This is a genomic window from Paracidovorax cattleyae, assembly GCF_900104515.1.
Taxonomy (GTDB): domain Bacteria; phylum Pseudomonadota; class Gammaproteobacteria; order Burkholderiales; family Burkholderiaceae_C; genus Paracidovorax; species Paracidovorax cattleyae.
On the sequence record NZ_FNJL01000006.1, the window covers coordinates 22,201 to 34,168 of the forward strand.

The following is an 11,968-nucleotide window of genomic DNA, read 5'->3' on the forward strand; positions in this document are numbered from 1 at the left end:
GCCCAAAGATGCGTGTTGGTCTTCTTCTGCACAAGTGCAATCGATGGCTTCAGTCCGTACTGGAAAAAAGCTTCGTGGGCAAAATTATCAACCATACTTTTCACGAACAACGTGAAAGGCGCAGTACCGTATGCTTCGTGGCCGCTACCCGACTCAGCAAAGATGATTTCTCTAGAAAGGCATGGCTGGGAAAACGTTTGAACGGGTGGCGAGATCAGCAGTGGATCACGACACGCATTGCGTATGAGAATCGAAAGGGGTTGCCTGCCGTATACAATCAGGCGATCGATCAGGCGCAGCCCCACGATGTTCTTGTTTTCTTGCATGACGATACGTGGCTCACGAGTGAAGAGAGTGTTAAGGAAATCTTGCGCGGCCTGCGCCGTTACGACGTTATTGGTATAGCAGGAAATACGCGCAGAACACCCGGTCAGCCTGCTTGGCATCTGAGAAAAGAAGCTGAGGGTGATATGGTATGGGACCATCCGCACTTGTCAGGTGCAGTACGCTACGGCACTATATCAAACAATCAACTCAATCAGTTTGGCCCTTGGCCGGCTGATTGCGAGCTTCTGGATGGGGTGATGCTGGCTGCCCGTGCCGACGTACTTAAGCGGGCGGGCCTGCGATTCGATGAGAGGTTTGATTTTCATTTTTATGATCTGGATTTTTCCAGATCGGCGCGAGCTCTCGGGTTGAGAATCGGCACATGGCCTGTGCAGTTGCTGCACGAAAGCGCGGGAAATTTTGGTGATCCAAAGTGGTCGGCCAATTGCGATCGATATCTTGAAAAATGGCATGACTACCAGAATAAGTGAACGGTGTGCCATCTCTATTGTAGGAAAATTCATATGGGCTACTACCAGAACTTCAATTCCACAGTCCTCAATCTGGTAGAGGAGCGCGCGCTCGATTTCTGCGAGTTCGGCTGCGGTGCTGGTGCACTGGCAGAGGCCGTGAAGAATAAGATTCCACATGCACGTTATACTGGCGTGGATATTGCGGCAGAGCCATTGGCGCAGGCGCGTCATGTGCTGGATAATGCGGTGCTGCTCAATTTGGACAATTGTCCCAATTGGGAGGAAAACTCTCAGCTCCTGGCCTGTCGGCCCGCAGGAGGCTTTGATTGCATTATATTTGGCGACGTCCTGGAGCATCTTTATGCGCCTGAAAAATCTGTCGATCAGGCTGCCAACTGGTTGCGTCCTGGCGGTTGCTTGATTGCCTCTGTGCCCAACGTACAGCACTGGAGTGTTTTCCTTCAGTTGGTGCGAGGAAGCTGGCCCAGAGAAGACATGGGAATTTTTGATCGCACGCATATCCGATGGTTTACCCTGGCCGACCTGCATGCGCTTTTTGACCATCCCTCGCTTTCGATCGAAGCCGTGGTTCCACGGATATTCCAGGAGGAACAGGGGCGTGAAATAGCAGAATTCATGGAACCCCTTGCCATGCACCAGGGTGTCGATCCAGAGCAGTTGACCAACATGATGCTTCCGCTGCAATACGTATTCAAGGTTCGGAAGGTATAGCGCTTCAAGGCGCGTTTATTTATGTGGCGATTGGGCCCATGTGATGGCCCGCATCCGACCGTTAGTTCTGGATTCCACGCTTTTCCGAAAGAAAGCTACCTGATTTGCCCCCGTGCTTTTCCACCAGCCGCACATCCTGGAGCACCATCCCCCGATCCACCGCCTTGCACATGTCGTAGATTGTGAGCAGCGTCACCTGCACGGCCGTCAGGGCTTCCATTTCCACGCCGGTGGGTCCGACGGTTTCCACGGTGGCAGTGCAGTGCACGCACGAGGCGTCGGCATCGAGCTGAAAATCCACCGCCACCCGCGTGAGCGCCAGCGGGTGGCACAGCGGGATGAGGTCGCTGGTCTTCTTCGCAGCCTGGATGCCCGCGATGCGGGCGATGCCCAATACGTCGCCCTTGCCGGCAGTGCCCGAAGCGATGAGCGCCAGGGTGGCCGGTTGCATGGCGATGTGCCCGCCCGCGACGGCGATGCGCCGGGTATTGGGCTTGTCGCCCACGTCCACCATGTGGGCCTGGCCGCCTGCGTCGAAATGGGTGAGGTGGGACGAACGGTTGGTCATCGGAAGAGGCCCTTGCGGGAATAGGTAACGGGGTGGCACCTTCGGCGCGCCGGGGCATCATACGGTCCATGCGTGCATCCATATGCCCCCTCCAAGGGGCCATCACGAGGAGGTTTGCTCCCATGGGCTCCACACCCGTATCACGAGGTTGTCCGGCAACTGGTGTCCTGCGCCACTCGGCGGTAGCCTGGGCCATCGCTGCATTGCAGTGCGTCCTGCCCCTGCCCGGCTGGGCGCAGGGCGCCCTGCCCACCCTCGGCGACGGCTCCGACATGACGACCAGCCAGGAGCGACGCCTCGGCGACCGCATCATTCGTGAGCTCTACCGGGATCCGGACTACATCGACGATGCGGTGCTCAACGAGTACGTGCTGGGCATCTTCCTTCCGCTGGTGAAGGCGGCGCGCGAGCGGGGCGAGCTGCCGCCCGAGCTGGACGAGCGCTTCGCCTGGGAGATCCTGCTGGGGCGGGACCGGACGGTGAACGCCTTTGCCCTGCCGGGCGGCTATTTCGGGATGCACCTGGGCCTGATCGGCGTGGTGTCCACGCGCGACGAACTGGCCTCGGTGATGGCGCATGAGCTGAGCCACGTCACGCAGCGGCACATCTCGCGCCTGATCACGCAGCAGAGCCGGCAGGGGCCGCTGATGCTGGGGGCGATGGTGCTGGGCATGCTGGCCGCCACGAAGAACCCGAGCGCGGGGCAGGCCATGCTGGTCGGCGGGCAGGCACTGGCCGTGCAGAACCAGCTCAATTTCTCGCGCGACATGGAACGGGAGGCCGATCGCGTCGGCTATGGCCTGATGGCCCCCGCGGGCTTCGCACCGCAGGGTTTCGTGTCGATGTTCGACAAGCTGCAGCAGGCCAACCGCATCAATGACAACGGCAGCTGGCCCTACCTGCGCAGCCATCCGCTCACCACGCAGCGGATTGCGGACCTGCATGCGCGCATCCCCCCGGCCGTGGCCCGGTCGCCTGCGCCCGGCCCGACGCTGGAGCACGCCATGATGGCCGCCCGGGCGCGGGTGCTGTCCCGGCCCGGTGTCGATGTCTGGCGGCAGTGGGTGAACGAGCCCCAGGCGGGCGGCTTCGGCACGCAGTCGCTGCCGCGGCGGGTGGGTGCCTGGTATGCGGCCTCGTTGAGTGCGCTGCAGCTGCAGGACATGGCGGCGGCGCGGGCCGCGCAGCGGTCGCTGCTGGAGGCCGCGCGGGGTGATGCCGCGGGCACGCGCCAAGCCCATCTGCTCGGCGCGGAGATCGAACTGGCGGGGGGGCAGGCGGACGCGGCACTGGAGCAACTGGCCCTCATTCCCGCAGCGGATTCCCAGGCCGGGGACCCGGCTTCCGCATCCGGGAGCGGCGCGGCACTGACACTGGAATCCGTGACCGGTCCGGGCCGGGGCGCATCCGCCGCGGCGTCCGGCGGGTTGGGGCGGCCGGAGATGATCCTGCGCACGCAGGCGCTGCTGCGCCAGACCCGGGCGGCGCCCATGACGGGCACGCTGCAGACCTGGGTGACGAACCATCCGCGCGATGCGTCGGTGTGGTATCTGCTCGCCGCGGTGTGGCAGCAGCAGGGGCAGCCGCTGCGGGCCGTCCGCGCGGAGGCGGAAGCGCACGTGGCGCGGTACGACTATGCGGCGGCGGTGGACCGCTTCAAGGCTGGCCAGGACATGGCGCGCAAGACCGGGAGCCGTGGCGGGGATGCCGCAGAGTACATCGAGGCATCGATCATCGAGACGCGCCTGCGCGCCACCGAATCACTTCTTAAGGAACAGGCCGCCGAGCGCTGATTCGATGAGCATGCCCAGCACGGTGTAGATGAGCGAGCCGATGAGCGCAGCGCCGAAGCCGTGTACCTGGAAGCTGTCGCCCAGCACGGACGCCGCCGCCCAGAACATCAGCGCGTTGATGACGAAGAGGAAGAGGCCCAGCGTCACGATGGTCACCGGCAGGGTGAGCACCACGAGCACGGGCCGCAGCACCACGTTGAACAGCCCGATGACGAAGGCCGCCACCATGGCGGAGCCGAAGCTGCGCACCTCGACGCCGCCGTAGAGGTAGGTCACGCACAGCAGCGCGGCGGCGCTGAGCAGCCATTTCAGGAGGAGTTTCATGGCGCAGGAGGATAGCACCGGGGTGCCGTCCCGGCGCTGCCGCAGGCCGGCGGGCGGCAGCGCCCGGGCGCCTGCCGCGGCTCAGGGCTGTTCGGCGAACAGCAGGAAGAGCGCCCCCAGGCTGGCCAGCGTGCCGGGAAGGGACCAGCGTCGGGGCGCGGGCTTGCGCACCACCAGTGGCTGGGCGGCCGGCGCGGCGGCGGGCTGCGGCGCATGGGCATCCTGCTTGGGGCGTCGGGCATCGACGATCTGCGCGCTGCCGTGCTCCGCCTGCAGTTCGGCCGCCAGGTCTGGCAGCGGGCCCTTGGCCAGCACGGTGGTGATGGTGCTGCCGCCGGCCTGCAGCCAGGGCAGGACCTGGGAGAACAGCTTGCCGGCCCACTTGGCGCGCCAGTTCTCGCGGGCGCTGTGGCTGACCCACTTGCTGATGCGGTGGGTCATGCGCGGGGCGCAGGCCACGACCACCCAATGGGTGCCGGGCGCATGGGCGCAGGCCGCCAGGGGGGCGAGGATCTGCTGCGCATAGGCTGCGTCGTCCACGTACACGATGACTTTGTCCATGAGGGCTCTCCTGTCGGGTGATGGGCGTTGGTCGATGATGAAGGGTCGAATCGCGGGCGGGCCCGGAGTTCACCGGGCCCCAGGTATCAGCCGTGGGAGACGGCCGCCGTGCGGCGCGAGGCGATCGCCTTGCCCACGATCAGCACGAGAAGCGCCCCGGCCACGCTCGCACCATACTTCACTACGTCGCTCTGCGGGAGCTTGAGCATCCACTGCCAGCGGTCGGGATTGGCCAGGGCCGGGTCGGTGACCAGCATGCCCCCGGCGATCCAGCCCAGCAGCATGCCGCCGGCCACGATGATGAACGGGAAGCGCTCCATGAGCTTGATGACCAGCTGGCTGCCCCAGACGATGATCGGGATCGAGATCAGCAGGCCCAGCACCACCAGCAGCATGGAGTGGTCACCCGCGTTCTGGGCGGCGCCGGCGATGGCGATCACGTTGTCCACGCTCATCACCAGGTCGGCGACGATGATGGTCTTGATGGCGGCGAAGAGCTTGTCGCTGCCGGCCACGTCGCCGTGGCCTTCTTCGTCAGGGGCCAGCAGCTTGATGCCGATCCACACCAGCAGGATGGCGCCGACGAACTTCAGGAACGGCAGGTTCAGCAGCGTCATCGCGAAGGCGATGAGGATGACCCGCAGCACGATGGCCCCGGCGGTGCCCCAGATGATGCCCTTGGTGCGCTGCGCGGGCGGCAGCTTGCGGCAGGCCAGGGCGATCACCACCGCGTTGTCGCCACCCAGCAGGATGTCGATGATGATGATCTGCCCCAGTGCGACCCAGAACTCGGGCGATGTCAAAAATTCCATAGATTCCTCGTTGTCATTTTGGCGATAGGCCGCGCGGCCGCATGGGGCGGGACCGGCGATTCCACAGACGTTCAGGCCCGCTGGGGGCCGTCAAGGAAGCTGGAGGGCATGTGCGCCGCGATGCGGGCGCCCATGCCGGGGAGTGCATGGCCTTGAACGGCCTGTGACGGGCCTTTCAAAGGTCTTGCTCGGCCGGCGGGCCATGCGGCTCCGCCAGGACCCGGAAATGCCGGAAGCCTTGCGGCTTCGTATTGACGACATGACCGACAGTGCCGGCGGCTCGGGACATGCCTTCGCGCCGGGACCGGGAGCTACTCCCCCTCGAAGCCCGCATTGGAACACAGCCCTGCGCGGCGCGGCAAGGCGGAAGTGCGGCACGGCGGCAGCATGCTTCAAGAGAAATGCGCTGCAGATGACCGGCTCTATTGGTTTTCCTGCTATTTTTTCATGAGTGCTGGTGCTAACCCGGAGAGCCCGCGGGCCCATGGCACTGCGCCGGCGCGGCCCGCGGCCGCCGCGGGTAAGATCGGCCGCCTTTTTGCCGCGTGTCCATGGCCGCCCTGCACATCACCGATATCGAATCCGCGATCAACCACTGGCGCGCCCGTGCGCCGGCGGGCGCGGGGCTGGCGCTGGCGCCCGAGCTCCAGGCGCTCGCGGAGGTGTATGCCCGCATGGTCTATGCGCGGGTGGACGAGGTGGAGTACGCCTCGCTGCCCGCCGATGCCATGGCGGCCTGGCTGGCGTGGTACGAGACGACGCCCGACACGCCCTGTATCGCCATCTGCTCGACCAGCCAGGGCGACGATCATTGCAAGGGATGCGGGCGCAGCTTCGCCGAAGTGCAGCACTGGCTGGCGATGGGGCCGGCCGAAAAGCGTGCCGTGTGGCGGCGCATCACCATCGAGAACACGGCCTGGCGCTTCAACCGCTATGCGGAGCGGGCCGCGGAGGGACGGCAGGCCCCGGAGACCGGGCGCCCGGGCCCGTAGCCTGCGCGGTCCCGCGTGACACGCGCCGTGGAACCACCTAAGCTGGCCGCATGCTGCGCTTGACCCAGGCCCCGAACATCGCCATCGCCACGCTGTGGGCCGATCTGCTGAGCGAGGGCGGCATGCCCGCCACGGTGCAGCGCCAGCACTTGCTGGCGGCGGCGGGGCAACTGCCGCCCGACCAGTGCCTGCCGGAAATCTGGCTCGAGCACGAGGAGCATGCGCCGCAGGCCCGGCGCCTGCTGCAGGCCCTGGCGGATCTGCCCCAGCGGCGCTGGCATTGCCCCGGATGCGGCGAATGGATCGAAGGCGGTTTCGAGCAGTGCTGGAACTGCGGGGCGCTCATGCCCGTGGCCGACCAACCCTGAGCGCCGTGGACCACGGAGGGTCCTGCTCACTTCCAGCGGACGGGCTCCAGGTGCACGCTGCCCAGGCCGCTGCTCAGCGTGAGGCCGCCTTCCTGCACCGTGGCCTGCAGTTGCATGCTGCGCTCGGCCAGGGAGGCGAGCTGCTGCGACGCCTCGGTGGGCAGGCGCCAGACCTGCAGCCTGTCCTGCCGCGTGAGCTTGCCCTCGATGCCCTTCCACCAGACCTCGGCCGCGTGGTGGAAACAATAGACCAGCACTGCATCCGCCTTGGAGGAGGCCTTGGCCAGCGGCTTGTCTTCGGGCTGGCCGACTTCGATCCACAGGCGCTTGCGGCCGGTGAAATCGGTGATGGACACGTCCGGATCGTCCGGGTCCGACAGACCGGCGCCGAAGGCCAGCGTGCCGTCCCCCTGGCACATGGCCTGCAACTGCCAGGCGTTGAGCGCCAGCGCCGCCAGCCGGACCATCATGCGCTCGTCGGTTTCGCTCGGATGGCGCGCCAGGGTCAGGGCGTGGTCGGCGTAGTAGCCGTGGTCGATGTCGGCGATCGCGAGGTTCGCCTTGAAGATGGTGGACTTGATGGCCATGCTCAGACGCGGCGGGCGAGTTCGGCGGCCTTGCCGACATAGCTGCCCGGCGTCATGGCCAGCAGGCGGTCCTTGTCGGCCTGGGGGATCTCCAGGCCGGCGATCAGCGCGTGTAGCGCCTCGGCCGTCACGGTCTTGCCGCGCGTGACTTCCTTGAGCTTTTCGTACGCGCCCTGCACGCCGTAGCGGCGCATGACGGTCTGGATGGGCTCGGCCAGCACTTCCCAGCTGGCGTCCAGGTCGGCGGCCAGGGCTTCCTCGTTCAGCTCCAGCTTGTTCAGTCCGGTCATGAGCGAGGTGTAGGCGAGGGCGGCATAGCCCATGGCCACGCCGATGTTGCGCAGCACGGTGCTGTCGGTGAGGTCGCGCTGCCAGCGGCTGACGGGCAGCTTCTCGGACAGGTGGCGCAGGAGCGCGTTGGCCAGGCCCAGGTTGCCTTCGGCGTTCTCGAAGTCGATGGGATTGACCTTGTGCGGCATGGTGGACGAGCCGATCTCGCCGGCCTTCAGGCGCTGCTTGAAGTAGCCCAGGCTGACGTAGCCCCAGATGTCGCGCGAGAGATCGACCAGGATGGTGTTGGCGCGGGCGATGGCGTCGAACAGCTCGGCCATGTAGTCGTGCGGCTCGATCTGGATGGAATAGGGCTGGAAGGTGAGGCCCAGGCCCAGGGGCTCGGGCGTCTCGACGACCTTCTTGCTGAAGGCTTCCCAGTCGAAGTCGGGCCAGGCCGAGAGGTGGGCGTTGTAATTGCCCACGGCACCGTTCATCTTGCCCAGCATCTTCACGCCGGCGATGCGGTCGCAGGCCGCCTGCAGGCGCACGACCACGTTGGCCAGTTCCTTGCCCACGGTGGTGGGGCTGGCGGTCTGGCCGTGGGTGCGGCTCAGCATGGGGACTTCGGCGTAGGAGTGCGCCATTTCACGCAGTTTCAGGACGACGCGGTCCAGGCCGGGCAGGATGACCTGGTCGCGCCCGGAGCGCAGCTGCAGCGCGTGGCTGGTGTTGTTGATGTCTTCGCTGGTGCAGGCGAAGTGCACGAATTCGGCGGCCTTCTCCAGCTCGGGACGCGCCTCGAACTTGGACTTGATCCAGTATTCGACCGCCTTCACGTCATGGTTGGTAGTCTTTTCGATGTCCTTGATGGCCTGCGAGTCGGCCTCGGAGAAATTCTTCACCAGGCCCAGCAGGTAGGCGCGCGCGCCGGTGGTCAGGGGCTTGAACTGCTCGAAGCCGGCGTCCGACAGCGCGATGAACCATGCCACTTCCACCTGCACGCGGCGGTGCATGTAGCCGTGCTCGCTCATGATGGGGCGCAGTGCGGACAGTTTGGCGGCATAGCGGCCGTCGAGCGGAGAGAGGGCGGTGATGGTGGACAGGCTCATGGGCCGGGATTGTAGGTGCCGGCCGTGGCGCAGGCGCCGCACCCGCGTCCCGTTCGATGCTGCGCGAGTACGCCCGGCCGCCTAGAATCGGCGGCCGCCCGTTCGTTCTCCGTTCTCTCCTGTCCTGCCCGCGCCCGGAATCACACCATGAAACTCATCGGATCCTCTGCCAGTCCCTATGTGCGCAAGGTGCGCATCGTGATGGCCGAGAAGAAGCTGGACTACCGCTTCATCGAGGAAAACGTCTGGGCCGACGACACCACGATCGCCACATCCAACCCCCTCGGAAAGGTGCCCTGCCTCGTCATGGAGGGCGGCGAGGCGGTGTTCGATTCGCGTGTCATCGTCGAATACCTGGACACCCTGTCGCCCGTGGGAAAGCTCATCCCCACCCAGGGTCGCGAGCGCGCGGAGGTCAAGACCTGGGAAGCCCTGGCCGACGGCGTGATGGATGCCGGCGTGCTGGCCCGGCTGGAAGCCAGCTGGAAGGACCGCCAGGCCGGTGAGCGCAGCCAGGCCTGGATCGACCGCCAGTTCGGCAAGGTGCATGCCGGCCTCAAGGCGATGTCCCAGGGGCTGGGCGAGAAGCCGTACTGCAGCGGGATCCACCTGAGCCTGTCGGATGTGGCGGTGGGATGCGCGCTGGACTGGCTGGAGTTCCGGTTTCCGGAGATCGCCTGGCGGACCGAGCATCCCAACCTGGCACGCCTGCTCGACAAGCTCGTGCAGCGGCCCAGCTTCGCGGAGACCCGGCCCCGCTGAAATCCCTTCAGCGGCAGCCCCCGAAAGCCAAAAAGCGCGCACCTTGCGGTTGCGCGCTTTTTTGCAGCTGGAATAAAAAAAAGTTGCGAAGCGTCCCGAAACGAATTAGAGAGGGAGGGAGGAGAAGCGCTTCAGGATTTCAGTCGGACAGGTCCGAAAGGCTTCGCAACGAGAAACTGGAAAACTCAACATGCAGAACAAGTGCAGTTAACTTGTCCATGGGCGATAGATTAGTGCCAATTCGGCAAAGTTCCAGCGATCTAAGCGCCAAAAGCATCAGAAAATGTAAGATTTCCGCATATTGGAATATGACACCGAAAAACGTAGCGAATTAGCGAAAAAGCTTCAACTGCTGCTCGACGGCACGCACGATCTTCGGGTCGTCCGGAACGACCGAACTGCCGAAACTACCCACCACCCTGCCATTGCGGTCGAGCAGGTATTTGTGAAAGTTCCAGCGCGGCGCCTCGCCGGCCTGCGCGGCCAGTTCGCGGTAGAAGGGTGACGCGTCTGCGCCCTTGACACTGCTCTTGGCGAACATGGGAAACCGCACGCCGAAGGTGTTGCTGCAGAAGTCAGCGATTTGCGCATTGCTGCCGGTTTCCTGGGCGAAATCGTTCGACGGAAAGCCCAGTACTGCGAAACCTTGCGTCTTGTAACGGGCGTGCAGGGCCTCCAGGCCCTCGTACTGGCCGGTGAATCCGCAGTAACTGGCGGTGTTGACTACCAGCAGTACCTGGCCCTTGTACTGGCAAAGGTCCTGGGGCGCTTCGTCCTGCAAGCGGGGCATGGTGTGGCGCAGGACGGCAGGGCATGGCGCAGCCTCTTTCGGGGATGGGGCCGGTGCGGCGGAAGCAGATTGAGCGGCGGCCGGCAGCGCTGCGGATGCCGCGAGCGCGAGGATCAGCGGGGCGGTCAGGCGGTGCATGGCGAATCTCCCGATATGGATGTTGCGAAGGGCCGCGGTACGGCCGCCAGCGACGGTAGTCCAGAAGGCGTGCGCGTGGCAAGCGGAAGCTGCGCTCACACCAGCGCCAGCAGGCGCGGGAGAGGCAGCTGCACCCGCACGTCGCGCAGCGCCACGGCACCCGTGATCTTCCAGGCCGACTGGGCCGTGTCCCGCGGGATCGGTTCGCCCGTCGGCATGCCGCTGCGGTTGAGCACAACGGCCACGCGTGGCGTGGTGGCACTGGCGCCGCGGCGCAGCACCACGGCAACTTCCTGGCTGGCCAGACGCACGAAAGCGCCTGGCGGATAGACGCCCAGGGCTTTCACGAGAGCCGCCCCTGCTTCATCGACCTGGTGGGCTTCGTCGTAGTAGGTAGCCTGCATGGCGGCGGTGACGGGCATGGGAGCCCGCGATGCGCGGGGCGCCAGGCGCGCGGCGAAGATGTCGGCCCGCTGGATGAGGCGGGCCATCTGCTGGGCCTCGCTCTTGGACGAGAGGGGGCCGGGAGCACGGTGGTGGTGGGTGCGTACGGCTTCCAGCCAGACCGGGTCGCCCACGCCGAGCTGCCGCAGCAGGGCCTCGGAGCGCACGGCATGGTTTTCGATCTCGGCCAGCTGCGGAGCGGTCAGCGGCTGGGTCTGGACGGCGAGCTGGTCCTGCAGCGTGGTCATGGCGATGTTCATCGACAGCGCCGCGCGGCCCAGTTGCAGGACCTTGGGCACCGGCCAGCGCAGGTGCTCCGCGGCGGCGATCATGCATACGCAGGCCACCAGCATGGCATGCGTGCCGCTGTACTGCCGCATTTCCTGGCCCGACACGTAGATGAGCGCGAGCAGCGTCGCGTCCGGCGTGGCCGCGCAGTGGCGGGCAAGTTCGCCGTGCAGCGCGTCGAAGCGCTCGCCGAACTCGGCCGCCGTTGGAGGTGCGCGCAGCAACTGGGTCGCGCGGAGTTGCAGTTCGGGCCAGTCCGGCGGCCCGTTGCCCGCGTTCGCCTTCTCCCGCGAGGCCGACGTGCCGGCGGAGATCTTCATCGCGGCGATCTGGCCCAGTGAGGTGTCCGTGAGCAGCATCTTCTGCAACTGGGCCAGGTAGGCGCGGTGGCTGTCGCCCGACTCGTCGGTGTCCACGCACAGGCTCAGGCCGCGCGCCACCATCAGGTCCAGCTCTTCGCGGTTGCGGATCACGTAGCCACGCTGCGCGAGCAGCACCCCGCTGGCACCCCGGAGCACGAAGGGCAGCGGGTGCCCGAGGGGGATCGTGTCGATGTTCAGCGCAACGAGGTTCATGGCGGGTCGCCCATTATCGGTGCACGGGCCAGGGGTGAAAGCCGCGGCAACC

Annotated in this window: 14 protein-coding genes; 6 read left to right on the forward strand and 8 right to left on the reverse strand. The window is 65.7% G+C overall.

What is annotated here, in order from left to right; all coding sequences use genetic code 11:
* Positions 1-74: 74 nt before the first annotated feature.
* Complete coding sequence (locus tag BLR05_RS06295; protein ID WP_167361210.1) at positions 75-818, forward strand: glycosyltransferase; 744 nt, start codon at positions 75-77, stop codon at positions 816-818.
* Positions 819-851: 33 nt separating this feature from the next.
* Positions 852-1,532 carry a class I SAM-dependent methyltransferase gene (locus BLR05_RS06300; RefSeq protein ID WP_092832963.1) on the forward strand — a complete coding sequence of 227 codons (681 nt, stop codon included), beginning with the start codon at positions 852-854 and terminating at the stop codon, positions 1,530-1,532.
* Between the two features lie 61 nt (positions 1,533-1,593).
* Here BLR05_RS06300 and moaC read toward each other — a convergent pair whose 3' ends face one another.
* Positions 1,594-2,100: a cyclic pyranopterin monophosphate synthase MoaC gene (moaC, locus tag BLR05_RS06305; RefSeq protein WP_092832964.1), complete on the reverse strand. Its 507-nt coding sequence runs from the start codon at positions 2,098-2,100 to the stop codon at positions 1,594-1,596.
* A gap of 122 nt (positions 2,101-2,222) precedes the next feature.
* Between moaC and BLR05_RS06310 the strand changes: the two genes are divergently transcribed.
* Positions 2,223-3,893 carry a M48 family metalloprotease gene (locus BLR05_RS06310; RefSeq protein WP_092832965.1) on the forward strand — a complete coding sequence of 557 codons (1,671 nt, stop codon included), beginning with the start codon at positions 2,223-2,225 and terminating at the stop codon, positions 3,891-3,893.
* Here the strand turns inward: BLR05_RS06310 and BLR05_RS06315 are convergent.
* The 3 genes from BLR05_RS06315 to BLR05_RS06325 form a co-directional block, all read right to left on the reverse strand.
* Positions 3,861-4,217, reverse strand: a complete 357-nt coding sequence (locus BLR05_RS06315; RefSeq protein ID WP_013596954.1) for a phage holin family protein — start codon at positions 4,215-4,217, stop codon at positions 3,861-3,863. The genes BLR05_RS06310 and BLR05_RS06315 overlap by 33 nt on opposite strands.
* Before the next feature lie 81 nt (positions 4,218-4,298).
* A complete protein-coding gene (locus BLR05_RS06320) occupies positions 4,299-4,778 on the reverse strand; it encodes a hypothetical protein (RefSeq protein WP_092832966.1) in 480 nt (159 codons plus the stop codon).
* An 86-nt stretch (positions 4,779-4,864) separates the two neighbouring features.
* Positions 4,865-5,590: a TerC family protein gene (locus tag BLR05_RS06325; protein WP_053842904.1), complete on the reverse strand. Its 726-nt coding sequence runs from the start codon at positions 5,588-5,590 to the stop codon at positions 4,865-4,867.
* A 551-nt stretch (positions 5,591-6,141) separates the two neighbouring features.
* Between BLR05_RS06325 and BLR05_RS06330 the strand changes: the two genes are divergently transcribed.
* On the forward strand, positions 6,142-6,582 hold the full coding sequence (locus BLR05_RS06330; RefSeq protein WP_092832967.1) for a DUF3717 domain-containing protein: 441 nt from the start codon (positions 6,142-6,144) through the stop codon (positions 6,580-6,582).
* 50 nt (positions 6,583-6,632) lie between these two features.
* Complete coding sequence (locus tag BLR05_RS06335; RefSeq protein WP_092832968.1) at positions 6,633-6,950, forward strand: hypothetical protein; 318 nt, start codon at positions 6,633-6,635, stop codon at positions 6,948-6,950.
* A 26-nt stretch (positions 6,951-6,976) separates the two neighbouring features.
* On the opposite strand, the gene BLR05_RS06340 is transcribed toward BLR05_RS06335, so the two are convergent.
* Positions 6,977-7,537 carry a YaeQ family protein gene (locus BLR05_RS06340; protein WP_092832969.1) on the reverse strand — a complete coding sequence of 187 codons (561 nt, stop codon included), beginning with the start codon at positions 7,535-7,537 and terminating at the stop codon, positions 6,977-6,979.
* Between the two features lie 2 nt (positions 7,538-7,539).
* On the reverse strand, positions 7,540-8,919 hold the full coding sequence (gene purB / locus BLR05_RS06345) for an adenylosuccinate lyase (protein ID WP_092832970.1): 1,380 nt from the start codon (positions 8,917-8,919) through the stop codon (positions 7,540-7,542).
* Positions 8,920-9,066: 147 nt separating this feature from the next.
* On the opposite strand from purB, the gene BLR05_RS06350 reads away from it, so the two are divergent.
* Complete coding sequence (locus tag BLR05_RS06350) at positions 9,067-9,681, forward strand: glutathione S-transferase family protein (RefSeq protein WP_092832971.1); 615 nt, start codon at positions 9,067-9,069, stop codon at positions 9,679-9,681.
* A gap of 331 nt (positions 9,682-10,012) precedes the next feature.
* Here the strand turns inward: BLR05_RS06350 and BLR05_RS06355 are convergent, their stop codons facing one another.
* Together BLR05_RS06355 and BLR05_RS06360 are read right to left on the reverse strand one after the other, a co-directional pair.
* Entirely contained in the window at positions 10,013-10,609 is a 597-nt protein-coding gene (locus BLR05_RS06355; RefSeq protein WP_092832972.1) for a glutathione peroxidase, read from the reverse strand.
* A 95-nt stretch (positions 10,610-10,704) separates the two neighbouring features.
* The gene (locus tag BLR05_RS06360; protein ID WP_092832973.1) at positions 10,705-11,916 is read right to left on the reverse strand and encodes an HD-GYP domain-containing protein; all 1,212 of its coding nucleotides are present in this window, start codon (positions 11,914-11,916) and stop codon (positions 10,705-10,707) included.
* Positions 11,917-11,968: the final 52 nt, after the last annotated feature.

Bases quoted from the DNA above. Each gene is read 5' to 3' on its own strand.
- BLR05_RS06350 (WP_092832971.1), top strand. From the start codon at position 9,067: ATGAAACTCATCGGATCCTCTGCCAGTCCCTATGTGCGCAAGGTGCGC.
- BLR05_RS06310 (WP_092832965.1), top strand. From the start codon at position 2,223: ATGGGCTCCACACCCGTATCACGAGGTTGTCCGGCAACTGGTGTCCTG.
- BLR05_RS06315 (WP_013596954.1), bottom strand. From the start codon at position 4,217: ATGAAACTCCTCCTGAAATGGCTGCTCAGCGCCGCCGCGCTGCTGTGC.
- BLR05_RS06320 (WP_092832966.1), bottom strand. From the start codon at position 4,778: ATGGACAAAGTCATCGTGTACGTGGACGACGCAGCCTATGCGCAGCAG.
- moaC (WP_092832964.1), bottom strand. From the start codon at position 2,100: ATGACCAACCGTTCGTCCCACCTCACCCATTTCGACGCAGGCGGCCAG.
- BLR05_RS06300 (WP_092832963.1), top strand. From the start codon at position 852: ATGGGCTACTACCAGAACTTCAATTCCACAGTCCTCAATCTGGTAGAG.
- BLR05_RS06335 (WP_092832968.1), top strand. From the start codon at position 6,633: ATGCTGCGCTTGACCCAGGCCCCGAACATCGCCATCGCCACGCTGTGG.
- BLR05_RS06330 (WP_092832967.1), top strand. From the start codon at position 6,142: ATGGCCGCCCTGCACATCACCGATATCGAATCCGCGATCAACCACTGG.
- purB (WP_092832970.1), bottom strand. From the start codon at position 8,919: ATGAGCCTGTCCACCATCACCGCCCTCTCTCCGCTCGACGGCCGCTAT.
- BLR05_RS06340 (WP_092832969.1), bottom strand. From the start codon at position 7,537: ATGGCCATCAAGTCCACCATCTTCAAGGCGAACCTCGCGATCGCCGAC.
- BLR05_RS06325 (WP_053842904.1), bottom strand. From the start codon at position 5,590: ATGGAATTTTTGACATCGCCCGAGTTCTGGGTCGCACTGGGGCAGATC.
- BLR05_RS06355 (WP_092832972.1), bottom strand. From the start codon at position 10,609: ATGCACCGCCTGACCGCCCCGCTGATCCTCGCGCTCGCGGCATCCGCA.
- BLR05_RS06360 (WP_092832973.1), bottom strand. From the start codon at position 11,916: ATGAACCTCGTTGCGCTGAACATCGACACGATCCCCCTCGGGCACCCG.